Consider the following 24,823-nt stretch of genomic DNA (forward strand, 5'->3'; position numbering starts at 1 on the left):
CAGAATGTGTAAAAGGCACAGGCCAGAAGGTACGGGCAATGTTGAAATTTATCCTACGTCGCTGTCTTGAAGCGATTCCAACTCTGTTTATTCTCATCACGATTTCGTTCTTTATGATGCGCCTTGCGCCGGGAAGTCCTTTTACCGGTGAACGCGCATTGTCGCCGGAGGTTATGGCGAATATTGAGGCGAAATACCATTTAAACGATCCGATCCTGACGCAGTATTTCAGCTATCTGAAACAACTCGCGCATTTCGATTTCGGGCCGTCCTTTAAATATAAAGACTACACGGTGAATGATCTGGTTGCTGCCAGCTTCCCTGTTTCCGCAAAGTTAGGCGCTGCCGCGTTCTTGCTGGCGGTGGTATTCGGTGTGGCCGCGGGGGTCATCGCCGCGTTGAAGCAGAATACCAAATGGGATTACACCGTGATGGGGCTGGCAATGACCGGCGTGGTTATACCGAGCTTTGTTGTTGCACCGTTATTGGTGATGATCTTCGCCATTATTCTGAAGTGGCTGCCTGCCGGCGGCTGGAATGGCGGGGCGCTGAAATTTATGATCCTGCCGATGGTGGCGCTGTCGCTGGCGTATATTGCCAGTATCGCCCGTATTACGCGTGGTTCGATGATTGAAGTGCTGCACTCAAACTTTATCCGTACTGCTCGTGCGAAAGGGCTGCCGATGCGCAGAATTATCCTTCGCCATGCGCTGAAACCCGCGTTACTGCCGGTGCTCTCCTATATGGGGCCTGCATTTGTCGGCATCATTACTGGTTCAATGGTTATCGAAACCATTTATGGTCTGCCGGGTATCGGCCAGCTGTTTGTGAACGGCGCCCTGAACCGCGACTATTCGCTGGTACTGAGCCTGACCATTCTGGTTGGCACCCTGACGATTATGTTTAACGCGATTGTTGACGTGCTGTATGCCGTCATCGATCCGAAAATCCGTTATTAACACTGGAGTACGCCATGATGTTAAGTAAGAAAAACAGCGAGGCGCTGGAAAACTTCAGTGAAAAACTGGAAGTCGAAGGTCGTAGCCTTTGGCAGGATGCGCGTCGCCGTTTTATGCATAACCGCGCAGCGGTCGCCAGTCTTTGCGTTCTGCTGTTGATTGCATTATTCGTTACGCTGGCGCCGATGGTGTCGCAGTTTACCTACTTCGACACGGACTGGGGCATGATGTCCAGCCAGCCGGATATGGAATCGGGCCACTACTTCGGTACCGACTCTTCCGGGCGTGACCTGTTGGTGCGTGTGGCGATTGGCGGGCGGATTTCGCTGATGGTTGGCATTGCCGCGGCACTGGTCGCAGTCATCGTCGGTACGCTGTATGGCTCGCTGTCGGGTTATCTTGGCGGGAAAACCGACTCGGTGATGATGCGCCTGCTGGAAATTCTCAACTCCTTCCCGTTTATGTTCTTTGTGATCCTGCTGGTAACCTTCTTTGGGCAAAATATTCTGTTGATTTTTGTGGCCATCGGGATGGTTTCCTGGCTGGATATGGCGCGTATTGTACGTGGCCAGACCCTGAGCCTGAAACGCAAAGAGTTTATTGAGGCGGCGCAGGTTGGCGGTGTCTCCACGGCTAATATTGTGGTGCGTCACATTGTCCCGAACGTTCTGGGCGTTGTGGTCGTGTATGCGTCCCTGTTGGTGCCGAGCATGATCCTGTTCGAATCCTTCCTGAGCTTCCTCGGCCTGGGCACCCAGGAGCCGTTGAGTAGCTGGGGGGCATTGTTGAGCGACGGTGCAAACTCTATGGAGGTTTCACCCTGGCTGCTGCTGTTCCCGGCGGGTTTCCTTGTTGTCACCCTGTTTTGTTTTAATTTTATCGGCGATGGCCTGCGTGATGCCCTCGACCCGAAAGATCGTTAAGGAGTGCTGTCATGAGCATTACTGAAACCGCATCTGCGTCGACGACGCGAATGCAATCGGGCACTCTGCTGGATGTGAAAGATCTGCGGGTGACTTTCCAGACCCCTGACGGTGACGTTACTGCGGTTAATGACCTGAACTTCTCGCTGCGTGCAGGTGAAACGCTGGGGATTGTTGGCGAATCCGGTTCTGGCAAGTCGCAGACTGCTTTTGCGTTGATGGGGCTCCTCGCCTCAAACGGTCGTATTGGCGGCTCCGCCACCTTTAACGGTAAAGAGATCCTCAACTTGCCTGAGCATGCGCTAAACAAATTGCGCGCTGAGCAAATCTCTATGATTTTTCAGGATCCGATGACCTCGCTGAACCCGTATATGCGTGTTGGTGAGCAGTTAATGGAAGTGCTCATGCTGCACAAAGGCATGAGTAAGGGCGAAGCGTTTGAAGAGTCGGTCAAAATGCTTGATGCAGTGAAAATGCCAGAAGCGCGGAAGCGCATGCGCATGTATCCGCACGAGTTTTCCGGCGGTATGCGCCAGCGCGTCATGATTGCGATGGCGCTACTGTGCCGGCCAAAACTGCTGATTGCCGACGAACCCACCACGGCGCTGGACGTGACAGTGCAGGCGCAGATCATGACGTTGTTGAATGAACTGAAACGCGAATTTAACACCGCCATTATTATGATCACCCATGACCTCGGTGTCGTGGCCGGCATCTGCGATAAAGTATTGGTGATGTACGCAGGCCGTACAATGGAATACGGCCATGCCCGCGATGTGTTTTATCAGCCGTCACACCCTTATTCCATTGGTTTGTTGAATGCCGTGCCACGTCTGGATGCGGAAGGCGAGTCTCTGCTGACCATTCCGGGCAACCCGCCGAACCTGCTGCGGCTGCCGAAAGGTTGCCCTTTCCAGCCGCGCTGCCCGCACGCGATGGATATCTGTAACAGTGCTCCACCGCTGGAGGAGTTTGCCCCGGGCCGTTTGCGCGCCTGCTTTAAGCCGGTGGAGGAGTTGGTATGAATGCCGTAACAGAAGAGAAAAGAGTCCTGCTGGAAATTGCCGATTTGAAAGTGCATTTTGACATCAAAGACGGCAAACAGTGGTTCTGGCAGCCGGGTAAAACGCTGAAAGCCGTGGATGGCGTAACATTGCGCCTGTACGAAGGCGAAACCCTTGGCGTGGTGGGAGAGTCTGGCTGCGGTAAATCGACCTTTGCCCGCGCGATCATCGGGCTGGTGAAAGCCACCGATGGGAAAGTCGCATGGCTGGGCAAAGATCTGTTGGGCATGAAACAGGATGAATGGCGTGCCGTGCGTAGCGATATCCAGATGATTTTCCAGGATCCGCTGGCATCGCTGAACCCGCGTATGACCATCGGCGAAATCATTGCTGAGCCATTGCGTACCTATCATCCTAAAATGCCGCGTCAGGAAGTGCGTGACCGCGTTAAAGCCATGATGATGAAAGTGGGCCTGCTGCCCAACCTGATCAACCGCTACCCGCATGAGTTTTCTGGCGGGCAATGCCAGCGCATCGGTATTGCACGTGCGCTGATCCTTGAGCCGAAGCTGATTATCTGTGATGAACCTGTCTCGGCGCTGGATGTTTCTATTCAGGCACAGGTGGTAAACCTGTTGCAAAAATTGCAGCGTGAAATGGGCTTGTCGCTAATCTTTATCGCTCACGATCTGGCTGTGGTAAAACACATTTCTGATCGCGTACTGGTGATGTATCTTGGTCATGCGGTGGAACTTGGCACCTATGATGAGGTGTATCAAAACCCGCTGCATCCCTATACCAAAGCATTGATGTCTGCGGTGCCAGTACCGGATCCGGATCTGGAAAAGAACAAAACCATCCAGTTGTTGGAAGGGGATTTGCCGTCGCCGATTAACCCGCCTTCCGGCTGTGTGTTTCGCACCCGTTGCCCGATTGCCGGGCCGGAATGCGCGCAGACCCGACCGGTGCTGGAAGGCAGTTTCCGTCATGCGGTATCCTGCCTGAAGGTTGACCCGCTTTAATCGCAGGATAAAAAAGGGCTGACAATTGTCAGCCCTTTTTTTACATCTGCCGCTTATTCGCGCCAGAGAATATGGCACAGCTTATGATCTTTCTCGCGACATAACAGAACCCGCGCAAAAATATCGTTAATTTCGCCGCCGTCCGTGTCCGCCAGGCCAATGACCACTTCAGCGAAGAAGTCCGGGTTCAGGTCGTAATCAACATGTTCCTGCCAGTCTTCGGCTGGATCAAACAGCTCCGCGCCGCCACGCTCTTCAAACTGTAAGTTGAACAGAATGACATCAGCCGGATCGAGATTGTCCACAGCCAGCTCGAGGAAGATGTCGTAAGCCTGTTCGAGCGTTTCGTCTTCGGTCAGGCGGTTATTCAGATCCATTTCCATGATTACCTCTTCACTTCAGATGGGCACGTTTTACAGCAACGGACTAAAGAAGTAAAACAGTCGTTCAGCGATCCGGTGCCAGAAAGGGCGTTTTACCCACAACCGCGCATCAAGCAGCCGCGAACGGGATATATAGTCATCCTGCACGGCCGCCAGATCGCCGCCGAAACCGGCATCATCAATAACCAGTGTGATTTCAAAATTCAACCACAGGCTGCGCATATCCAGGTTGACGGTGCCGACCAGGCTTAATTCACCATCAACCAGCACGCTTTTGGTGTGCAGCAAACCGCCTTCAAACTGATAAATCTTTACCCCAGCCGCTAACAGCTCGGTAAAAAAAGCCCGGCTGGCCCAGCCGACTAAAACAGAATCGTTTTTGCGCGGCAGGATAATACTCACGTCGACTCCCCGTTGCGCGGCGGTGCAAATAGCATGCAGCAAGTCATCACTCGGCACGAAATAGGGGGTGGTCATAATCAAATATTCACGCGACGCATAGACCGCAGTGAGCAACGCCTGATGAATCAAGTCTTCCGGGAAACCGGGCCCGGACGCGATGGTATGAATAGTGTGCCCGCTGGCTTCTTCGAAAGGCATCACATTGGCATCGGGCGGCGGCGGGAGAATACGTTTTCCGGTTTCGATTTCCCAGTCGCACGAATAAACAATGCCCATTGCTGTTGCAACGGGGCCTTCCATGCGTGCCATCAGATCGACCCACTGACCGACACCGGCGTCTTGTTTAAAGAAGCGTGGGTCGACCATATTCATGCTGCCGGTATAAGCAATATAGTTATCGATCAGCACGATTTTCCTGTGCTGGCGTAAGTCCATGCGCCGCAGAAATACACGCATGAGATTGACTTTCAGCGCCTCGACCACCTCAATACCGGCATTGCGCATCATCCCGACCCAGGGGCTACGGAAGAAAGCAACGCTGCCGGCAGAGTCCAGCAGCAAACGGCAGTGCACGCCGCGTCGCGCTGCCGCCATTAGGGATTCCGCCACTTGATCGGCCATTCCACCTGGATGCCAGATATAAAACACCATCTCGATATTGTGCCTCGCGAGCTGGATATCGCGAATGAGCGCCTGCATCACATCGTCTGAACTGGTCAGCAATTGCAGCTGGTTGCCTTTCACCCCGGCAATGCCCTGACGTCGCTCACACAGTTTAAATAGCGAAGAGGCGACACTGCTGTTCTCGTCGGCAAATATACGTTTAAAATTTTTCAGATCGTTAAGCCATTTCGCCGTTGAGGGCCACATGGCACGGGCGCGTTCCGCACGCCGTTTGCCGAGATGCAGTTCGCCAAGCGACAAATAGGCAATAATCCCCACCAGCGGCAGGATATAAATGATCAACAGCCATGCCATGGCAGACGTGACGGCGCGGCGTTTCATCAGAATGCGCAGCGTAACACCCGCAATCAGCAGCCAGTAGCCTAAGACAATCAGCCAGCTCATTACGGTGTAAAAGGTGGACATACACAAAATCCTTTTCAAAACGTCATTCAGTGAGTTTACGCATCAGGTTTCATCTGGCAAATAAAAACGCCGGAAAGCGCTGGTCTGGCGGAAGCGGCGGACTATAATGGCGTTTCTGTTTAGCATTGAGTCGTAAAAATGAAGCGTAGTCGTACGGAAGTGGGGCGCTGGCGTATGCTTCGGCAGATGAGCCGCCGAAAAGCACGCTGGCTGGAAGGTCAGTCGCGTCGCAATATGCGCATCCACGCTATCCGAAAATGCGGGTTAAACCGCCATCGTAATGTGTTGTTGTTTGCTATTTACGATATTTGATGACGTTGGGCACCGAATCTGGTGCCCTCTGTTATTTTTGGCGTGCCAGGTTTGCATGCCCGTGCCGCCATGTATACGCAAAGAATATGTTCTATGATGGACAGCCTGTAGCCAGGTCGGTTTTCGGATGCCAACTCTGGCTGGCGAGAAGAAAGTTTTACTCTGCGGATGGAGATAGATGAATAAAGAAGCGCTTATTTTTCTTGGGATTGCCATTGTTGTCGAAGTTATCGCCACTACGGCACTGAAGTCTTCAGACAGTTTTACCCGACTGATCCCAAGTGTGATCAGTATCGCCGGGTATTGTATTGCATTCTGGTGCCTGACCATTCCCATGCGCACCATCCCCACAGGCGTCATTTATGCAATCTGGTCCGGTGCGGGCATTGTGCTGATTGGTGTTGTCGGCTGGCTAGTGCACGGACAAAAACTCGACATACCAGCAATGATGGGGATGGGGCTAATTATTGCCGGAGTGGTGATCATAAATTTATTTTCTAAGACTGTCGGTCATTAAGGGCACCAAAAAGCAGTGGTTTACCGCTGCTTTTTAAATACATCTGTACATAACTATCCTTTATTTCCTCATACTTAAAATAAAAATAAAACTGTCACTATGAGTTATTAATGCACTGCGCATTGTCATGCTGGTAATAAAAAGGAAAGCATTTAAACTTTGCATTTTTATTCGCGATTTTCACTTGTAAAGATACGTCAGTGTGATCTTGATCAATATCCACTGTCAGTAACTCATTGAACATTGTCCTGCTAAATTAACACCTTATAAGTAGATGGGACTATTATGGCACTTAAGGACTATTTTGTAAGAACGGAACCTGCAAGACGTCGCTTTGGCGTGGCTTTTATTGTGGGTGTGGTCGCAGGGATATTATCTGCGTTTGTTAAGTGGGGTGCGGAAGTGCCTTTGCCACCGCGGACATTTTCTGGCGGCCGGGATGAGTTTAATCCACCTTATCTTTTTTTGCGCGATTATTTAGGTATTGATCCAACCCATACGGTTTATACGTTCTCAGAGCATATTATTAACCCGGTCATGGTAACCCATATTATTTTCTCTCTTGTCTTTGCCATCGGGTATTGCCTCGTTGCAGAAGTATTCCCGAAAGTAAAATTATGGCAGGGGATTTGGGCTGGGATCGTGGCAACTATTTGTGTGCACTGGATCTCTTTCCCGTTGTTAGGTCTGACGCCGGGTCTGGCTGATTTGCCCGTTGATGAATACGTTTCTGAACTGGTAGGGCATATTTTCTGGTTCTGGGCCATCGAGCTGATTCGTCGCGATTTGCGTAACCGCATTACCCATGAGCCCGATGCTGAAATTCCGCTGGGATCCACCAGCCGCTTTTGAACAAGGCCGCATAACAAAAGACCCGCACTGGCGGGTCTTTTTGCTTTAAAACACTTTCTTGAACGGTTTCACCGTCACGTTCTGGTAAACGGCCGCAGCAACATACGGATCGTCCTGCGCCCACGCTTGTGCGGCTTCCAGCGATTCAAACTCAGCAATGACCGTGGAGCCAGTAAAACCCGCCGCACCAGGATCGTTGCTGTCAACAGCAGGCATGGGGCCCGCCGTTAGCAGACGTCCTTCATCGTGTAACAGTTGCAGTCGCGCCAGGTGAGCAGGGCGTACAGAGAGGCGTTTTTCGAGCGAATCAGCAACATCTTCAGCAAAAATAACGTAAAGCACGGGCACAGCTCCTTACCAATCGGAAAGCCATAACGTTATGTGAAACACCGAATGACTGCAATGCAAAGATCTCCCCTGCAAATATCCATGTGTGAAATGCGGGTTTTTTATCCTTCCGGCAGACAAACTTACCCGGCGATGCGATGTCTAGTTGAATATGATTGCTATTTGCATTTAAAATCGGGGTCTGGTTTTTTAACTGACACGATTATGACTTCAATGACCCTTGATTTACCTCGCCGCTTTCCCTGGCCGACACTGTTGTCCGTGGGTATTCATGGCGCTGTCGTGGCGGGTCTGCTCTATACCTCGGTACATCAGGTTATTGAATTGCCCGCACCTGCGCAGCCTATTTCTGTGACCATGGTTGCACCGGCGGAACTTGAACCGCCGCAAGCCGCGCCCGCGCCGCAGCCAGAGCCGGTCGCAGAACCCGAGCCAGAACCAGAACCGGTTCCTGAACCGCCGAAAGAAGCGCCGGTAGTGATTGAAAAACCTAAACCAAAGCCGAAGCCCAAACCGAAGCCGGAGAAAAAAGTCAAACAGCCGAAGCGGGAAGCGAAACCCGCAGAGCCGCGTCCGGTATCGCCATTTGAAAATAATGCGCCCGCTCGTCCGGCGGCTACGCCTTCGCCTTCTGTGGCCAGCAAACCGGCCCCCTCTGTTCCTGCGGGGCCGCGTGCGTTGAGTCGTAACCAGCCGCAATACCCGGCGCGAGCTCAGGCGTTGCGCATTGAGGGCCGCGTGCGTGTTAAATTTGATGTGACGGCTGATGGACGCGTTGAAAATGTCGAAGTGCTTTCCGCGCAGCCCGCAAACATGTTTGAGCGAGAAGTAAAAGCGGCAATGCGTAAATGGCGCTACGAATCCGGCAAACCGGGGTCAGGATTGATTGTGAATATTGTCTTCCGTCTGAATGGCGGCGCGACAATGGAATAAAAAAAGCCTCCGTCAGGAGGCTTTTTTTTAAGGCAACTGCGGAAGCGGTCGCGGTTTTCCTTCATTGTCTACAGCGACATAAATAAACAGTGCCTCTGTCGCCTTATAACGCTGGCCAATCGGCTCTGAAGAGACTTTTTTAACCCACACTTCAACATTGATAGTTACGGACGTATTGCCGCGTTTGACACAGCGCGCATAGCAACACACTACATCGCCCACGGCGACCGGGCGCAGGAAAGTCATGCCATCCACCCGCACCGTCACCACGCGCCCATGCGCGATCTCTTTGGCCTGAATGGCACCGCCCATATCCATTTGTGACATTAACCAGCCGCCGAAGATGTCGCCATTGGCGTTGGTGTCTGCTGGCATTGCTAATGTGCGTAAGACAAGTTCTCCCTGCGGAGTGTCCTGAATCGTTGTCATTATTATCTCTTCTGTATTGAGGGATTTATGGCGGGATGCTACTACGAATTGACGGCAGAAAACACAGAAAAAGCCAGGCGCAGGGCCTGGCGTCAGGGGATCAGGATTTATCGTCCTGCGGTGGCATATGGCGGTAGATATAAACACCACTTAACAGCGTGAAAATCAGTGTCATAACCGTCAGGCCGAACACTTTAAAATCCACCCATGTATCGAAAGATAACCAGAAAGCGACATAGATATTGGCGAGGCCACAGGCAATAAAGAACAGCGCCCAGGCAATGTTTAGCCGCGACCAGACGGCATCCGGCAGGGTGAGCTCTTTGCCCAGCATGCGTTGGATCAGCGTCTTTTTCATCATCCACTGGCTGAACAGTAGCGCGCCGGCAAACAGACCGTAAATAACGGTCACTTTCCACTTAATAAACTCCACAGCCTGATATTTAATGGTCAAACCGCCGAATATGGCAACCAGTATAAAAGTGATCAGCGCGACTTTTTCCACTTTACGATAGCGGATCCAGCAGTAAATCAGCACGATGGCTGAGGCAACAATCAGTACTTTGGTGGCAGCAAAAATATCGTAGAGTTTGTACACCACGAAAAAGAGCGCCAGCGGAAGAAAATCAAGAAACTGCTTCATTCAACGATTCCATCATCAGAAATTGCCTGCCTTCGCAGGCAATCGGGGATTCACGCACGCATCAGCATATACAAGCGGAATAAATAAATGAGCAACGCGGCCGAGACGAGATTACTGACCGTGTTGGTGATAACCGCAGCCACTTCAGGGGCAATGCCTGAGGGGGTACGGATAAACACCAGCAGAACAGTGACCATGATCCAACCGATCACGGCAGGCGCGATGAGACGCATATTGGCCCAGCCGAGACGCATACTGTTGCGAACAGATGCAAAAACCCCTGTCTTATCCTGCACCAGCATCACCGGCGCGAACGCCAGTAAAATAGCCAGTACAATACCCGGTACCACGAAAAACACGCTGGCAAATTGCACCATAAATTTCGCCAGCAGGAACAGCAAAAACAATTTTGGCAGTACGGGAGCACTGGCGCCAATCGCGCGCAGGGCGCTAACGCGGTGCCCCGCTGAAACGAGCTGAAGCAGCAGCAATACACCACCGGCCAGAACAGCGTTACCAATCAGGCTCGCCAGTGTGGCAACACCGGAAAAACGCAGCATCACGCGCTGCTGTTCCGGCGTCATGTTTTGTGCCAGCTCCAGTAAATTGACGCTGTTGGCCAGGTTGTCGTCCTGAAATAAAACGGAGAGTTGATCTTCACTGGGCATAAACGCGTGCCCAAGACCAACCGTAATTAACGCAGCCAACAGCGAAATCAGTAAAAAAGTCACAAACTGATTACGTAAAAAATTTCCCGTGTCACGGTAAACGGATTTCGCCGTGATAGACATGCACTCTCCTTGAGTATTGCGGTGTTAAATATCAGGTAATTGTACCCTGAATACACCCTCAGTGGCAGCATCATGGCTTGTATGGAAAAGCATATCTTTGTAAAGAGGCGCTAATCCGTAGCGCGCCCGCGCACGGTCGCACGCTTCATTAGCGGCGCCGTTCTCACCAGACATGGCAAATTCCCGGCACGGGGAAGGACGCCCTTCATAAATGGTGCATCGCGCCGACTCACCAGGTGTTCCTTCCAGCGCGACGCAACGGCTCTGCTTTTGATTCGTTCCGCGCATGCAGCGCAAAAACGGGGTGAGCGGCTCAGTAAACTGTGCCGGGACAGGGCCGCCAGCGTCATCCGCTTCAGCCCAGTAAAAAGAAACACGAAAATACGCACAACAGGCTCCGCACGACATACACGGATTGAGTGAACTCATAACGCACCTGAATTTAATGACGCATCAACATATTGGCAGATGAATAAATTAGCCCCGGATTTACACCGGCACAAGATGGCTCCTCAGGATTTTTTTCATGGCTTCACCAGCGAGAAATTGATTTAAGTACAAAAGTTAAGTGGTGTGTCTGCGGGTAAAAATTATCTCAGATCAATGAATGTTAAATTATGAAGTTAAGTGTGATCTGCGTTGGATCACTTTGTACTCAGTTGTAGGTATATTCACGGCGCGTTAAAAACCTTAATCATGGAGTGGATATGAAGAAGTTAGCCGTGGCCGCATTGATCCTGAGTAGCATTTCCGGAGGCGCATACGCGCATGAAGCAGGCGAGTTTTTCATTCGTGCCGGTTCCGCCACCGTCCGACCGACGGAAGGCTCAGACAATGTGTTAGGAAGTCTTGGCAGTTTTAGTGTGAGCAATAATACTCAGCTTGGGATCACGATGAGCTGGATGGCTACAGACAATATCGGTGTGGAATTGCTGGCAGCTACGCCCTTTCGTCACCGCGTCGGTACCGGGCCGACTGGCGACATTGCAACCGTGCATCACCTGCCGCCGTCGCTGATGGCACAATGGTACTTTGGCGATGCTCAAAGTAAGCTCCGTCCGTACATTGGCGCTGGGATCAACTACACCACCTTTTTCGATGAAAAATTCAATGATAAGGGCAAAGAGGCCGGACTTTCTGACCTCAGTCTGAAGGATTCATGGGGGGTAGCGGGGCAGGCAGGGCTGGATTACTTAATCAACCGCGACTGGCTGATTAATATGTCGGTCTGGTATATGGACATCGACACGGATGTGCGTTTTAAAGCCAACGGTGAACAGCAGAGCGTACACACACGCCTCGATCCGTGGGTGTTTATGTTCTCGGCGGGCTACCGTTTTTAAGCCGGCATTTTACATACAGGGCTGGTCGCGCGGCCAGCCATTCTCCTAACCCTCAACATAGCGGCACGTCATATAAGCCCCCGCGACACACAGCGACAGCGGCACAAAAAAGCTGAAGTCCATACCTGTAAACTCCATCAACAGCACAATCGCGGTGAGCGGCATCTGCATGGATGACGCCAGAAATGCCGCGCCACCGGTCAGTGCAAATTCGCCGATGCTGCTGCCGGGGAAAAATGCGCCAACCAGTAAAAAGAGCAGCGCACCCAGCAACGCGCCGATGGCAAGCCCCGGAGTCAGCAGACCACCTTCCGCGCCACTGCGTAACACCATCCAGATACTGAAGACCTTCAGCCCAATCAGGATCGCGGCCAGCGGCAGTGTCACGTCGCCACCGAAGCTCAGTTGTACCGGCCCTCGGCCGTTACCTGGCAATTGAGGAAACCAGATCGACAGCAAACCGAGGCAGGTAAAAGCAACAAAACAAAACAGCGGCATCTGCCAGTTGCTTTTCACGCTGCCGCGCGCCTGGCGGCTCATACGCCGAAACAGGCTGGCGGCATAGCCGAACACTGGCCCGGCCAGGGCTGCCCAGACGATGAGCGAAACAGGTGCCGCTGGCGCAGAGAAAAGGTACTGTCGCTCGTTGCCCAGCACCAGCGAAGCAATAAAGGCGGCGACCGCTGACGTTATGATCGCGGCGATCACCGCATCCCAACGAAAGGTGACCAGCAGTACTTCAAGGGTAAAGATTGCGCCGGCCAGCGGTACGTTATACACCGCGGCCAGTCCCGCACCAGCACCGCAGGCAATGACCAGCTTGATGTCTGCCTCGCTCAGTCCGCAACGTCGGGCGATGCCGCCAGCAAACAGTGCGCCGACTTCGCGCGGTGCGCTTTCACGGCCGAGTGGGGAACCCATCGCCACTGTTACAACCTGTAGCATGGCATGGCACAGCGTCGTCGCGGCCGGCATAGGCTGACGGATATCGCACACGGCCGCGCTGACACTCAGACGTTTTTTGGCATAGCGCGCCAGCAACCACCATCCCCATCCCGCGATGATTCCGGCAATGGTGAGTGCGGCAACGCGGCGCAGCGCTGTGGCTTCACTCACGCCTTGCAGAAAAGGTGGGCCGCCAATCAGTGATCGCTGGCTGTAGCCGAATGCCAGATGTTGTATTTCATGCAGCATCAGGGCGATCAGCATGCCGGCCGTACCGGCAGCAATACCGGTCAGTAACAGGGCGGTCCAGCGGCTCTGGCAAAATGCACATAAGAGTTTACGCATCTGCTTCGTATCGTTTGTGAAAGGTCGTGGTTAGTATCCCACAGTAAATATGAACCTTTTAACAATACGTTATGCAGGGGGAGGGAAAATAAACAGAGCGCCGCCCGACATTCAGGCGGCGTGAGGATTAGCGCGGCAGAGTCGCGGCTTTCATCTGTTTGGCAAAGGCCTTGAGTTCAGCCAGCATTGCCGTCGGGTTAGCGAGATTCTTCTCGATAATTTTCACCGTTGCCGAGCCGGAAATCGCCCCGGCTGCGCCCGCGTTGATGGCGGCGGTAACCTGATCCGGCGCGGAAATACCAAAACCTTGCAGGGAAGGCGCGGCATGATACTCGGTCAATTTTTCCAGCAAGTGATGTAACGGCAGAGCGGCGCGGTTTTCCGCTCCGGTCACGCCAGCGCGGGAGAGCAGGTATGTGTAGCCGCGACCGTAGGAAGCAATCTGGCGTAGCAGGGCGTCATCGGCGTTCGGCGGGCAGATAAAAATGGGCGCAATATTGTGGCGCATTGCCGCCTGGCGAAATGGCGCTGACTCTTCAATAGGCACATCGGCCACCAGCACCGAATCCACACCCACTTTTGCGCACTGTGCGTAAAATTCATCAATGCCACGGCTGAAAACCAGGTTGGCATACATCAGCAGGCCAACAGGAATGGTGGGATGTTTCTGGCGGATCGCCGCCAGCATTTCAAAACACTGTGTTGGCGTCACGCCGGATGCAAATGCACGCAGGGTCGCACTCTGAATGGTAGGGCCATCTGCGAGCGGGTCGGAGAAGGGGATCCCCAGTTCCAGCGCATCGGCACCCGCTTCAATCAGCGTATCGATAATTTTCAGCGACTGCTCAGGCGACGGATCCCCCAGCGTCACGAAGGGAACAAACGCACCTTCTTTACGGGCATCCAGCTGTTTAAATAAGTTATCGTAGCGTTCCATCACATTTCCCCTCGCGCTTTCAAAATATCATGTACGGTGAAAATGTCTTTATCGCCGCGCCCCGAGAGATTAACCACCAGCAGTTGTTCTTTCTCAGGATTTTCGTGCATCATTTTCAGCGCATGGGCGAGGGCATGCGAGGACTCCAGCGCCGGAATAATCCCTTCATGGCGGCACAACGTTTTAAAGGCGTCCAGAGCTTCGTCATCGGTGATGGAGACGTAGTCTGCGCGGCCTGTGCTGTTGAGATAAGCATGCTGGGGCCCGACAGACGGGAAATCCAGCCCTGCGGAAATGGAGTAAGACTCTTCTATCTGGCCTTCCTCAGTTTGCATCATTGGCGACTTCATACCGAAGTAGATCCCGACGCGACCATGCTTCAGCGGTGCGCCGTGCTCCCCGGTTTCGATACCGTGACCCGCAGGTTCGACGCCGATCAGACCCACCGCGGTTTCATCAATAAAATCGGCAAACATACCAATGGCGTTAGAACCGCCGCCAACGCAGGCGATCACGGCATCGGGCAGACGTCCCTCTTTTTCGAGGATTTGCGCTTTCGTTTCTGCGCCAATCATGCGCTGGAATTCGCGCACGATGGTTGGGAATGGGTGCGGGCCAGCGGCGGTGCCGAGCATATAGTGTGCTGTTTCGTAGCTGCCAGACCAGTCGCGCAACGCCTCGTTACAGGCATCTTTAAGAGTGGCGGAACCGCTGTGTACCGGGATCACCTCGGCACCCATCAGACGCATACGGAAAACGTTTGGCGACTGACGTTCAACATCTTTTGCACCCATGTAGATCCGGCATTTCAGGCCCAGCAAGGCGCTTGCCAGTGCGGAAGCAACACCGTGCTGACCCGCACCGGTTTCGGCGATAATCTCAGTTTTGCCCATCCGTTTTGCCAGCAAGGCCTGTCCCAGCACCTGGTTTGTTTTATGCGCACCGCCGTGCAGCAAGTCTTCGCGTTTCAGGTACAGGGTAGTGCGGGTGCCCGCGGTAATGTTCTGGCATTTCGTCAGCGCCGTCGGGCGCCCGGCATAATTTTTCAGCAGATCGTTAAATTGTTGCTGGAATTCCGCATCGCTTTGCGCGCTGACAAAGGCCTCTTCCAGTTGGCGCAGTGCCGGCATCAGGATTTGCGGAACATACATCCCGCCAAACTCGCCAAAGTACGGGTTCAGTAGTGTTGTCATTGTCTCTTTCCTTAATAAGCGCGCAGTGTGCGGAAAACAGATGCCAGTTTTCTGGCATCTTTAATGCCCGGTTCCGACTCCACGCCTGAATTAAAATCAAGTCCGGCACAGCCGGCCTTCGCCGCCTGTACGCAATTATCTGCACTCAAACCGCCAGCCAGCAGCACATTGTCGAGCGACTCTCCCGCCAGTAATGTCCAGTCAAACTGTTTGCCGCTTCCGCCCTGGCCATTGTCGAAAACATATTTATCGACCTGCTGAAAATGACGCTGTGGCAGACGATCGCCGACGCTAAGCGCCTTCCAAATCTGCGTTTTGGTGGGAAGGGCCGTACGCAGCGCGTCGATATAAGCCTGGTCTTCATCACCGTGTAGCTGTACGGCGCTTAGCGAGAGGGCGCGTGCTTTAGCTGCCACATCACTTATGTCCGCATTGCGGAATACGCCGACATAGTGCAACGGCGCGCCCTGCATGACGGCCTGTGCTTGCGCTTCATCCACTGCGCGCGGCGAACTGGCGACAAAAATCAGCCCGCCGTAGATCGCGCCAGCCTGGTGAGCAGCCTGTGCATCTTCGGCACGCGTCAGTCCGCACACTTTATTTTCACCCAGCAAGACACGCTTCACTGCCGCATCCAGATCCTCATGGGCCATCAGTGCGGAGCCGATCAGGAAACCGTTGGCGAAGTGGCTTAATTCGCGCACCTGCGCGTAAGTATTGATGCCGGACTCACTGATCACCGTGACCCCGGCACCGAGGCGCGGTGCAAGCTCACGGGTACGGTTAAGATCGATTGAGAGGTCGCGCAAATCGCGGTTATTAATGCCAACCACCTTTGCTTCCAGTGCAATAGCGCGTTGCAGTTCCTCCTCGTTACTGACTTCTGTCAGTACGCCCATTTTGAGACTGTGGGCAACGGCGGCAAGCTGGCGATACTGATCATCATCCAGCACTGAGAGCATCAACAGGCAGGCATCTGCCTGGTAATAACGTGCCAGATAGATCTGGTAGGCATCAATAATAAAGTCTTTGCACAGAATCGGTTGCGGCGCGATGCTGCTGACAATCGGCAGGAAATCAAAACTGCCCTGAAAGTACTTCTCATCGGTCAGCACGGAGATCGCCGATGCATGATGTTGATAAACGCCGGCAATACGCGCCGGGTCGAAATCATCGCGGATCACCCCTTTAGACGGTGAGGCCTTTTTGCATTCCAGAATAAAAGCGGTTCGCGTACCCTGCAGCGCGTCGTAAAAACGGCGAGAACTCGGCACTACGTCATTCTGGAAACTGGCCAGTGGTTGCTCTGCTTTACGTGCAGCAACCCACAGGGCTTTGTCGGCGACGATTTTCGCTAAAACGGTTTGCATTTCTTATCCTCGAGCGGCAAGTGCAGTGACTTTGTCGTAGGCTGCTCCACTGTGCAGCACATCCAGTACTTTTTTCGCATTATTCTGCAAATCTTCCTCGCCGTGGAGACGCATTAACATCGCAACGTTCGCGGCCACGGCAGCCTCATGAGCGGCTTCACCTTTACCCTGCAGTAAGCGTGTCAGAATGTCACGGTTTTCTTCCGGCGTGCCGCCGGCCAGCTGATCCTGATGGTATGGCGTGAGGCCAAAATCGGCAGCCGTTAATTGGTAGCTTTTGATTTCGCCGCCGTTGAGTTCGGCAACGAGTGTTGGCGCATGCAATGAAACTTCATCCATCCCGCCACTATGCACCACCGCCGCACGCTGGTAACCGAGTACGCGCAGGGTTTCGGCAATCGGCAGCACCAGTTCCGGGCTGTAGACGCCAATCAGTGCCAGCGGGGGATGCGCCGGGTTAATCAGCGGTCCAAGTACGTTAAACAGCGTGCGGGTTTTTAACTGCTGACGTACGGGCATGGCGTGGCGAAAACCGGTGTGGTATTTCGGAGCGAACAGGAAGCATACACCGAGCTCATCCAACGCAGTCCGTGATTTATCAGCATTCATATCGAGGTTGATACCAAATGCTGCCAGTAAATCCGACGAGCCGGAACGGCTGGAGACGCTGCGATTGCCATGTTTGGCGACTTTGAGGCCGCATGCCGCCGCCACAAAGGCGCTGGCGGTAGAAATATTGATGCTGTTGCTGCCATCGCCGCCGGTACCGACGATATCGGCAAACGGGTATTCCGGACGCGGAAAGGGCGCGGCATTCTCAAGTAACGCCGTCGCGGCACCGGCAATCTCATTAGGGTGTTCACCGCGGATCTTCATACTCACCAGCGCCGCTGCCAGTTGCTCCGGTTTCAGCTCGCCGCGCACCACGGCGGAAAAAAGCTGGTGGCTCTCCTGCTGGCTCAGCGTTTGCGCCTGGTAGAGTTTTTCCAGGATCGGTTGCAGCGTATTGGTTTGCTCAAGTTTTTGCAGCGCCCAGGCCAGCGTCTGTTCCAGCAGACGCGCGCCTTGCGTGGTCAGAATGGATTCTGGATGGAACTGGAAACCGCAGACACGATCGGCGTCATGGCGGACGGCCATCACCATGCCATTGAAATGGGCATTGATGGTTAAACCGGCCGGGATATTGCTGCCCACCAGGGAGTGATAACGGGCCACCGGCAGCGGATTACTTAACCCGGCAAACATCGCCTGGCCATCATGTTCAATGCTGGAGGCTTTGCCGTGCAGGATCTCGCCAGCCTGGCCGACGTAACCGCCGTAGGCTTCGACAATTGCCTGGTGGCCGAGACAGATGCCAATGATGGGCAATTTGCCGCGCATACGCGTCAGCAGTTCTGGCATGCAGCCCGCTTCCGACGGTGCGCCAGGGCCGGGAGACAGCATCAGCACCGGGTTTTTCATGGTAGCCAGCCGGTCAATCAACGTTTGCGCAGGTACATGGTTACGGTAAATCACCACATTATGTCCACTTGCACGCAGCTGATCTGCCAGGTTATAGGTAAATGAGTCGATATTATCGAGCAGCAGAATGTCAGCCATCAGAACGTCTCCTGTGCATGATGAGCAGTGGCAATGGCGCGTAGTACCGCGCGGGCTTTATTACGGGTTTCGTCAGCTTCCGACTGCGGCACGGAATCCAGTACCACACCGGCACCAGCTTGCACGGTGGCAATGCCGTCTTCCACCCAGGCGGAGCGGATCACGATGCACGTGTCCAGATCACCGTGGGCAGTGAAATAACCCACTGCGCCACCATAACTGCCGCGGCGAGCGCCTTCCGCCTGAGCAATCAGCTGCATGGCACGCACTTTCGGCGCGCCGCTGAGGGTGCCCATGTTCATGCAGGCACGATAGGCATGCAGAACGTCCAAATCGTGTCGCAGTTCACCAACCACGCGGGAGACCAGGTGCATGACATACGAGTAGCGATCAACTTTCGTCAGGTCGGCAACGTAACGGCTGCCGGGGGTGCAAATACGCGCAAGATCGTTGCGCGCCAGATCCACCAACATCAGATGTTCAGACAGTTCTTTGTGGTCGGTACGCATATCCAGCTCAATACGGCTGTCGAGATCGCGATCCAGGGAACCATCCGGACGGCGACCGCGTGGACGCGTGCCGGCAATCGGGTAGATCTCAATTTGCCGGTTGCTGGCGTCGTATTTCAGCGAACTCTCCGGCGATGCGCCGAACAGGGTGAAATCATCATCCTGCATAAAAAACATGTACGGGCTGGGGTTGCTCTTTTTCAGCACGTCATACGCGGCAAGGGGTGACGGGCAGGGCAAGGTAAAGCGGCGGGAGGGTACAACCTGAAAAATCTCGCCAGCGCGGATCGCTTTCTGCATCTCGCGCACCACCGCGCCATACTCTTCGTCGCTCTGGTTTGTGTCGCAGCGCATATGTTCAACAGTCTCGACCGGCAAGGGTGGCGCATCCCTTTCCAGTTGCTGATGCAGAGCATCAATACGCTGCGCCAGTCGTGCTTTTTCGGTAGCGGAATCGCTAAACAGGCTGGCCTGAATCCGGGTTTGCTGTTTCTGATGGTCGATCACCAGTAACGTTTCGGCGAGGTAGAAGCAGTAATCCGGGCAGCGGCGATCATGCGTCAGGTCGGGCAGGTCTTCGAATCCGGCAACGAGGTCGTAGGCGAACAGTCCGCCAAAAAACATCGCTTCACGCTCATCTTGCGGAATGACCAGCAAATCCTGCAGCAGGCGGAAGGCATCAAAAACTGAAAGGGAACACAACCGGGCATCTTCATCCAGCAAACTACTGACCGGTGGAAAACGCAGTTCGCGGCTGTCTTCAGACACGGTGTTTTCCACTCCCGATGGCAGTGCATGGTCCAGTAACACCAGCAAGGCTGCACCATTCGTGCTGAGCGCCTTGATGGTGACAGTGTCACCCAGAGCAGTAATGCGCAACGCGCTGTCTACGAGCAACAAACTTTTTAGATCGTTCTTACTGTCAATATCGGCTGACTCCAGCAGCAACGTAGCCGGACGGTTATTACACAGTTGGTGGAAAAGCGCCGTTGGGTTACTTCGATAAACCGCATTGCTGGTCAGAAGTTCGAGTGCTGGTTTTTGCGTTTGCATAATCGCTCTCATTAAATTTGTTCAAAAAAAAGCCCGCTGGGTAAGCGGGCCTGGTATCGGTATGCTGAATGCGCACGTGATCTCACAGCCCGGTCAGGGAGTGCGCCACCAACGTTTTACAGAGAGATGTGCATTCATTATAGGATACCTTTCTGGTGTGAACTTGCGTACTAGTTAACTGGTTCACGCAAAGAAAGTCAACCCTCGAATTCAGAAAAAGTCACTCAGTGGGTATGATAGAGCTTAAACAGATGTTCTGATAAATTAGCGGAGCCGCTTTGAGCGACACGAATTACGCCATTATTTACGACCTTCACAGCCATACCACGGCGTCTGATGGTCTTCTTACCCCGGAAGAACTGGTACACCGCGCGGTTGAAATGCGCGTTGGCACGCTGGCGATCACCGATCACGATACCACCGATGCGATTCCGGCAGCGCAGGCAGAAATAGCGCGCGCCGGGTTGGCGCTGCAATTGATTTCCGGGGTGGAGATTTCCACTGTTTGGGAAAACCACGAAATCCACATTGTCGGATTGAACATTGATATTGCGCATACGCAGATGCGTGAATTTTTGCAGCAGCAGTCTGCGCGCCGTATGCAGCGCGCAGAGCTGATCGCCGGGCGTCTTGAAAAGGCGCATATCCCCGGTGCTTTAGAAGGCGCGCAACGCCTGGCGCAGGGCGCTTCGCTCACCCGCGGTCATTTTGCCCGTTTCCTTGTCGAGCAAGGCAAGGCCAATAATATGGCCGATGTGTTTAAAAAATATCTTGCGCGTGGGAAAACGGGATACGTTCCGCCGCAGTGGTGTACAATAGAACAAGCTATTGAAGTCATTCATCATTCTGGCGGAACGGCGGTGCTGGCCCATCCAGGTCGGTATAACCTGTCCGCTAAATGGCTGAAAAGACTGCTGGCGCATTTTGCTGAACGCGGCGGTGAGGCGATGGAAGTTGCCCAATGCCAGCAGGCTCCCAATGAACGTGCGCAGCTTGCCATTTATGCTCGTCAGTACGGCTTACTGGCGTCGCAAGGATCGGATTTCCATCAGCCCTGTCCGTGGATTGAACTGGGGCGCAAACTCTGGCTTCCGGCCGGGGTTGACGGCGTCTGGCATTGCTGGGAGAAGCCGCAGAACACCAGAGAGAGGGAAGTATGAGTCAGTTTTTTTATATTCATCCGGAAAACCCCCAGCCCCGTCTGATCAATCAGGCAGTGGATATTGTGCGCAAGGGCGGGGTGATCGTGTACCCCACCGACTCCGGTTATGCGCTGGGGTGCAAAATTGAAGACAAAGGGGCGATGGAACGTATTTGCCGCATTCGTCACCTGCCGGATGGTCATAATTTTACGTTAATGTGCCGCGACCTGTCGGAACTGTCGACCTATGCGTTCGTGGATAATGTGGCCTTCCGCTTGATTAAAAATAACACGCCCGGAAATTACACCTTCATTCTTAAAGGTACGAAGGAAGTCCCGCGGCGCTTATTGCAGGAAAAACGTAAAACCATTGGCTTACGTGTGCCCTCCAACCCGATTGCGCTGGCACTGCTGGAAGCCCTGAATGAGCCGATGTTGTCGACCTCGTTAATGTTGCCGGGCAGTGATTTTACCGAGTCCGATCCGGATGAAATTAAAGATCGTCTGGAAAAGCTGGTGGAGTTAATTATTCACGGTGGTTATCTTGGGCAGCAACCGACCACAGTGGTGGACTTAACTGACGATGCGCCGGTAGTGATCCGCGAAGGCGTCGGCGATGTTAAACCTTTCTTATAGCGGCGCAAGCCGTTGCGCTATGCGGTTATTTCGATGGCGACGATGCTGTGCTGCTAAAACCGTCAGACGTCTGAGTAGTCGAGCAGGATAACAAATTATCTACATCAACACGCCCATTCAGTTAATGGCTGTCATCTTAAGGTATGACAGTCATTAACCCATGCCTGATGCTTACCCTGCGTATCTTCTGCTATGTCCTTCGGTTCTGCCTGACTCCAGTCCAATTGATCTGGACTCTTCTGAGCCGTTGATAGATGGATTTTCATATTCCGCCGATGGTATCGGAGCGCGCGAACCATGCCGACGCTGACTACTATAAATCTTTTCGATGTAAGCAATAATATCATTACGGGCTTCTTCCCGCGTTCCGCAGATCTTTTTCTTTAACCGTTCACGCTTCCATCGGCGTGAAGTCATCCATGCAGGCCATGCACTTATCTGCCGGCCACTGGTGAGTGCCTCCGTGACAAAACCCACCGACCAGGTCAAATTCGGTACGCGTAATCGTACAAAACTTGTTGAATCATTTAGCCTAAAGTTAGTGTAGTATGTGCGCCCACGAATCATTGCGTGTAACAGCATGGGGACAAAATGTGTGCCATGCTGTATACCATGAATTATTTACACATCAGCGAGTTACGTTGATTTTTACTAACTCGTTGTTTTTGAAAGTATACCCAGACGCCTGTGAAGGCGACACCTGAAGGATGCTCTATGAGCGAAAAACTACAGAAAGTGCTGGCCCGGGCTGGCCACGGTTCCCGCCGTGAAATCGAAACTATTATCCAGGCCGGTCGCGTTAGCGTAGACGGCAAAATTGCGACGCTGGGCGACCGTGTTGACGTCACGCCAGGGCTGAAAATCCGTATCGATGGTCACCTCATTTCGGTAAAAGAGTCTGTAGAGCAGATTTGCCGTGTACTGGCATATTACAAACCCGAAGGCGAGCTTTGTACGCGTAACGATCCGGAAGGGCGTCCGACGGTGTTTGATCGCCTGCCGAAGCTGCGCGGCGCACGGTGGATAGCCGTTGGTCGTCTCGACGTCAATACTTGCGGTCTGCTGTTGTTCACCACCGATGGTGAACTGGCGAACCGTCTGATGCACCCGAGCCGTGAAGTTGAACGTGAGTATGCGGTGCGCGTGTTTGGCGAAGTGGATGACAATAAAATTCGTGAGCTTTCGCGCGGTGTGCAACTGGAAGATGGCCCTGCTGCTTTTAAAACCATCAAATTCAGCGGTGGTGAAGGCATCAACCAGTGGTACAACGTTACCCTGACCGAAGGGCGTAACCGCGAAGTGCGTCGCCTGTGGGAAGCAGTTGGCGTGCAGGTAAGCCGCCTGATCCGTGTACGCTATGGCGACATCCCGCTGCCGAAGGGGCTGCCCCGTGGTGGATGGACCGAACTGGATCTGGCACAGACGAACTACCTGCGTGAACTGGTCGGGCTTGAGGTTGAAACACAATCCAAAGTCGCGGTGGAAAAAGACCGCCGTCGCATGAAAGCGAACCAGATCCGCCGTGCGGTGAAACGCCACAGCCAGCCGACGGGTAATCGTCGGGCGGGTAGTACGCGCAATAAAAACGATTAATAGCAAAAAGGGGCGAAAGCCCCTTTTTTCATGTCCTGTTGCTATACACGAAGAATCAGTAATCGATACCGATCTGTGCTTTCACGCCAGCCTCAAATGCGTGCTTCACCGGGCGTAGTTCACTGACCGTATCGGCCAGATCCATAATATCCCGGTGGCAACCGCGACCGGTGATGATGACGGTCTGCATTGGCGGGCGATTGTTGAGCGCCGTCAGTACTGCTTCCAGCGGCAGATAATCGTAAGCCACCATGTAGGTCAGCTCATCCAGTACCACCATATCGAGTTGCGGATCGGCCAGCATACGCTCGGCATGTTGCCAAACTGCAAGGCATGCGGCGGTATCGCTTTCCCGGTTTTGCGTATCCCAGGTGAAGCCCGTAGCCATGACCTGAAACTCCACACCCAGCGGTTCAAGTAAGTTACGTTCGCCGTTCGGCCATGTGCCTTTAATAAACTGGATAACGCCGACTTTTTTATTATGCCCAACCGCACGTGTAGCAGTACCAAAGGCGGCGGTCGTTTTCCCTTTACCGTTGCCGGTAAAGACAATCACGATCCCGCGCTCGTCCTGAGCAGCAGCAACCCTGGCATCGACACGCTCTTTTACCCGTTGCTGACGTTGTTGATATCGTTCTTCGCTCATTGTGCGATCCCCGGTTTGCGTCCGGGCTGTGCATCGAAGCTCATGCCCGTTTTGCGGCGGCTGTCATCGCCCATCAGCCACAGATAGAGCGGCATAATATCGGCGGGTGTTTTCAATTTTTGTGGATCTTCGGTCGGGAAAGCACTGGCCCGCATGTTGGTACGCATGCCTCCTGGATTGATACAGTTCACTCGCAGGCTGTTCTGGTACTCATCAGCCAGCACTTGCATCATTCCTTCGGTGGCAAACTTCGATGCGGCATAAGCGCCCCAGTTCGCACGACCTTGTCGCCCAACACTGGAGGAGGTAAAGACCAGCGAACCGCTCTCTGCCCGGAGTAATAAAGGAAGAAGTGCCTGTGTCAGATAAAAAGTTGCATTGACATTTACCTGCATCACGGCATCCCAGGTTGCGGGAACTTGCTCGCTCATCGGGGCGACATCTCCCAACAACCCGGCATTATGCAACACCCCATCGAGGTGGGGGATTTCAGCGGCAATCGCGTCGGCAAGTTGCTGACACTCGTCTGGCGTACATGTCGCCAGGTCGAGGGTGAAACATCGCGCCGGCTTACCACCTTCGTGGTGAATGGTCTGCGCAACCTGCCGCAATTTCTCTTCATTTCTCCCCAGCAAAATCACGCTGGCGCCATAGCGGGCATAGGTTAGCGCCGCCTCTTTACCGATACCATCACTGGCACCGGTAACCAGAATAAATCGGTTGTTTAACAGATCGCGTTGTGGCTGATAGTGCACGCTGTCTCCTCAGGCCCGGGCCTGTTTTCACTTCACATGCTGGCTTTATGCCTTAAACAGAGCACTATTTCAATCGGCCACGCGGAGAGTTAGCCAGGCTTTGTGCCACAGAGTGTTAAAAAATTCAGTAACATGGCGTAAATGTTCCACG

Annotated in this window: 27 protein-coding genes, 1 pseudogene and 1 other annotated feature; of the genes and pseudogenes, 12 read left to right on the forward strand and 16 right to left on the reverse strand. The window is 53.6% G+C overall.

Features of this window, described 5'->3' with window-relative positions:
* Window positions 1-38 precede the first annotated feature (38 nt).
* The 4 genes from oppB to oppF are packed head-to-tail and all read left to right on the forward strand — an operon-like array spanning window position 39 to window position 3,908.
* On the forward strand, window positions 39-959 hold the full coding sequence (gene oppB, locus ACUY4S_RS11265) for an oligopeptide ABC transporter permease OppB (protein WP_312686756.1): 921 nt from the start codon (window positions 39-41) through the stop codon (window positions 957-959).
* Window positions 960-973: 14 nt separating this feature from the next.
* Complete coding sequence (gene oppC / locus ACUY4S_RS11270) at window positions 974-1,882, forward strand: oligopeptide ABC transporter permease OppC (protein WP_312686755.1); 909 nt, start codon at window positions 974-976, stop codon at window positions 1,880-1,882.
* A gap of 11 nt (window positions 1,883-1,893) precedes the next feature.
* The gene (locus ACUY4S_RS11275) at window positions 1,894-2,907 is read left to right on the forward strand and encodes an ABC transporter ATP-binding protein (protein WP_458023134.1); all 1,014 of its coding nucleotides are present in this window, start codon (window positions 1,894-1,896) and stop codon (window positions 2,905-2,907) included.
* On the forward strand, window positions 2,904-3,908 hold the full coding sequence (oppF, locus tag ACUY4S_RS11280; RefSeq protein WP_312686752.1) for a murein tripeptide/oligopeptide ABC transporter ATP-binding protein OppF: 1,005 nt from the start codon (window positions 2,904-2,906) through the stop codon (window positions 3,906-3,908). Before ACUY4S_RS11275 ends, oppF begins: the two co-directional genes overlap by 4 nt.
* A 53-nt stretch (window positions 3,909-3,961) precedes the next feature.
* On the opposite strand, the gene ACUY4S_RS11285 is transcribed toward oppF, so the two are convergent.
* Together ACUY4S_RS11285 and cls are read right to left on the reverse strand one after the other, a co-directional pair.
* Complete coding sequence (locus ACUY4S_RS11285) at window positions 3,962-4,291, reverse strand: HI1450 family dsDNA-mimic protein (protein ID WP_312686750.1); 330 nt, start codon at window positions 4,289-4,291, stop codon at window positions 3,962-3,964.
* A 30-nt stretch (window positions 4,292-4,321) separates the two neighbouring features.
* Window positions 4,322-5,782 carry a cardiolipin synthase gene (cls, locus tag ACUY4S_RS11290; RefSeq protein WP_312686749.1) on the reverse strand — a complete coding sequence of 487 codons (1,461 nt, stop codon included), beginning with the start codon at window positions 5,780-5,782 and terminating at the stop codon, window positions 4,322-4,324.
* A gap of 138 nt (window positions 5,783-5,920) precedes the next feature.
* Between cls and ACUY4S_RS11295 the strand changes: the two genes are divergently transcribed.
* The 3 genes from ACUY4S_RS11295 to ACUY4S_RS11305 all read left to right on the forward strand — a co-directional run bounded on the left by ACUY4S_RS11295 (window position 5,921) and on the right by ACUY4S_RS11305 (window position 7,463).
* Window positions 5,921-6,094 (forward strand): YciY family protein, encoded by a 174-nt coding sequence (locus ACUY4S_RS11295; RefSeq protein WP_312686747.1) that lies wholly within the window; start codon window positions 5,921-5,923, stop codon window positions 6,092-6,094.
* A gap of 178 nt (window positions 6,095-6,272) precedes the next feature.
* A complete protein-coding gene (locus ACUY4S_RS11300) occupies window positions 6,273-6,611 on the forward strand; it encodes an SMR family transporter (RefSeq protein ID WP_312686745.1) in 339 nt (112 codons plus the stop codon).
* A 285-nt stretch (window positions 6,612-6,896) separates the two neighbouring features.
* Window positions 6,897-7,463, forward strand: a complete 567-nt coding sequence (locus tag ACUY4S_RS11305) for a YagU family protein (RefSeq protein ID WP_312686744.1) — start codon at window positions 6,897-6,899, stop codon at window positions 7,461-7,463.
* Window positions 7,464-7,508: 45 nt separating this feature from the next.
* Here the strand turns inward: ACUY4S_RS11305 and ACUY4S_RS11310 are convergent, their stop codons facing one another.
* A complete protein-coding gene (locus ACUY4S_RS11310) occupies window positions 7,509-7,805 on the reverse strand; it encodes a YciI family protein (RefSeq protein WP_312686743.1) in 297 nt (98 codons plus the stop codon).
* A 219-nt stretch (window positions 7,806-8,024) separates the two neighbouring features.
* Between ACUY4S_RS11310 and tonB the strand changes: the two genes are divergently transcribed.
* Window positions 8,025-8,744, forward strand: coding sequence for a TonB system transport protein TonB (gene tonB / locus ACUY4S_RS11315; protein ID WP_458023140.1), 720 nt, complete (start codon window positions 8,025-8,027; stop codon window positions 8,742-8,744).
* 27 nt (window positions 8,745-8,771) lie between these two features.
* Here the strand turns inward: tonB and yciA are convergent, their stop codons facing one another.
* From yciA to ACUY4S_RS11335, 4 genes are all read right to left on the reverse strand, one after another.
* Window positions 8,772-9,173 carry an acyl-CoA thioester hydrolase YciA gene (yciA, locus tag ACUY4S_RS11320; protein WP_312686742.1) on the reverse strand — a complete coding sequence of 134 codons (402 nt, stop codon included), beginning with the start codon at window positions 9,171-9,173 and terminating at the stop codon, window positions 8,772-8,774.
* A 100-nt stretch (window positions 9,174-9,273) separates the two neighbouring features.
* On the reverse strand, window positions 9,274-9,816 hold the full coding sequence (locus ACUY4S_RS11325) for a septation protein A (protein WP_458023133.1): 543 nt from the start codon (window positions 9,814-9,816) through the stop codon (window positions 9,274-9,276).
* 50 nt (window positions 9,817-9,866) lie between these two features.
* Entirely contained in the window at window positions 9,867-10,607 is a 741-nt protein-coding gene (locus ACUY4S_RS11330) for a YciC family protein (protein ID WP_312686740.1), read from the reverse strand.
* A 24-nt stretch (window positions 10,608-10,631) separates the two neighbouring features.
* Window positions 10,632-11,036: a YkgJ family cysteine cluster protein gene (locus ACUY4S_RS11335; RefSeq protein ID WP_312686739.1), complete on the reverse strand. Its 405-nt coding sequence runs from the start codon at window positions 11,034-11,036 to the stop codon at window positions 10,632-10,634.
* Window positions 11,037-11,314: 278 nt separating this feature from the next.
* Between ACUY4S_RS11335 and ompW the strand changes: the two genes are divergently transcribed.
* Window positions 11,315-11,950 carry an outer membrane protein OmpW gene (ompW, locus tag ACUY4S_RS11340; RefSeq protein ID WP_312686738.1) on the forward strand — a complete coding sequence of 212 codons (636 nt, stop codon included), beginning with the start codon at window positions 11,315-11,317 and terminating at the stop codon, window positions 11,948-11,950.
* Between the two features lie 45 nt (window positions 11,951-11,995).
* Here ompW and ACUY4S_RS11345 read toward each other — a convergent pair whose 3' ends face one another.
* From ACUY4S_RS11345 to ACUY4S_RS11370, 6 genes are all read right to left on the reverse strand, one after another.
* Window positions 11,996-13,240 carry a chloride channel protein gene (locus ACUY4S_RS11345; protein WP_458023132.1) on the reverse strand — a complete coding sequence of 415 codons (1,245 nt, stop codon included), beginning with the start codon at window positions 13,238-13,240 and terminating at the stop codon, window positions 11,996-11,998.
* Between the two features lie 127 nt (window positions 13,241-13,367).
* Window positions 13,368-14,177, reverse strand: coding sequence for a tryptophan synthase subunit alpha (trpA, locus tag ACUY4S_RS11350; protein WP_312686734.1), 810 nt, complete (start codon window positions 14,175-14,177; stop codon window positions 13,368-13,370).
* Window positions 14,177-15,370 (reverse strand): tryptophan synthase subunit beta, encoded by a 1,194-nt coding sequence (trpB, locus tag ACUY4S_RS11355; RefSeq protein WP_458023131.1) that lies wholly within the window; start codon window positions 15,368-15,370, stop codon window positions 14,177-14,179. Before trpB ends, trpA begins: the two co-directional genes overlap by 1 nt.
* A gap of 11 nt (window positions 15,371-15,381) precedes the next feature.
* Entirely contained in the window at window positions 15,382-16,740 is a 1,359-nt protein-coding gene (gene trpCF / locus ACUY4S_RS11360; RefSeq protein ID WP_458023130.1) for a bifunctional indole-3-glycerol-phosphate synthase TrpC/phosphoribosylanthranilate isomerase TrpF, read from the reverse strand.
* Window positions 16,741-16,743: 3 nt separating this feature from the next.
* Complete coding sequence (gene trpD, locus ACUY4S_RS11365; protein WP_312686731.1) at window positions 16,744-18,339, reverse strand: bifunctional anthranilate synthase glutamate amidotransferase component TrpG/anthranilate phosphoribosyltransferase TrpD; 1,596 nt, start codon at window positions 18,337-18,339, stop codon at window positions 16,744-16,746.
* Entirely contained in the window at window positions 18,339-19,901 is a 1,563-nt protein-coding gene (locus ACUY4S_RS11370; protein WP_458023129.1) for an anthranilate synthase component 1, read from the reverse strand. Before ACUY4S_RS11370 ends, trpD begins: the two co-directional genes overlap by 1 nt.
* Window positions 19,902-19,924: 23 nt before the next feature.
* Window positions 19,925-20,018, reverse strand: a sequence feature (Trp leader region).
* A gap of 161 nt (window positions 20,019-20,179) precedes the next feature.
* Here ACUY4S_RS11370 and rnm point away from each other — a divergent pair.
* A complete protein-coding gene (rnm, locus tag ACUY4S_RS11375) occupies window positions 20,180-21,061 on the forward strand; it encodes an RNase RNM (RefSeq protein ID WP_312686727.1) in 882 nt (293 codons plus the stop codon).
* Window positions 21,058-21,678 carry an L-threonylcarbamoyladenylate synthase gene (locus tag ACUY4S_RS11380; protein ID WP_312686725.1) on the forward strand — a complete coding sequence of 207 codons (621 nt, stop codon included), beginning with the start codon at window positions 21,058-21,060 and terminating at the stop codon, window positions 21,676-21,678. The genes rnm and ACUY4S_RS11380 overlap by 4 nt, the downstream gene beginning before the upstream one ends.
* 190 nt (window positions 21,679-21,868) lie before the next feature.
* Here ACUY4S_RS11380 and ACUY4S_RS11385 read toward each other — a convergent pair.
* A pseudogene (locus tag ACUY4S_RS11385) lies at window positions 21,869-22,077 on the reverse strand (hypothetical protein); the annotation flags it as partial.
* A 315-nt stretch (window positions 22,078-22,392) separates the two neighbouring features.
* Here ACUY4S_RS11385 and rluB point away from each other — a divergent pair.
* Window positions 22,393-23,271 (forward strand): 23S rRNA pseudouridine(2605) synthase RluB, encoded by an 879-nt coding sequence (rluB, locus tag ACUY4S_RS11390; RefSeq protein WP_312686723.1) that lies wholly within the window; start codon window positions 22,393-22,395, stop codon window positions 23,269-23,271.
* A 55-nt stretch (window positions 23,272-23,326) separates the two neighbouring features.
* Here the strand turns inward: rluB and cobO are convergent, their stop codons facing one another.
* Entirely contained in the window at window positions 23,327-23,917 is a 591-nt protein-coding gene (gene cobO / locus ACUY4S_RS11395) for a cob(I)yrinic acid a,c-diamide adenosyltransferase (RefSeq protein WP_312686722.1), read from the reverse strand.
* Window positions 23,914-24,672 carry a YciK family oxidoreductase gene (locus ACUY4S_RS11400; RefSeq protein WP_458023128.1) on the reverse strand — a complete coding sequence of 253 codons (759 nt, stop codon included), beginning with the start codon at window positions 24,670-24,672 and terminating at the stop codon, window positions 23,914-23,916. Before ACUY4S_RS11400 ends, cobO begins: the two co-directional genes overlap by 4 nt.
* Window positions 24,673-24,823 lie beyond the last annotated feature (151 nt).

It is taken from the genome of Kosakonia beeri, assembly GCF_054165705.1.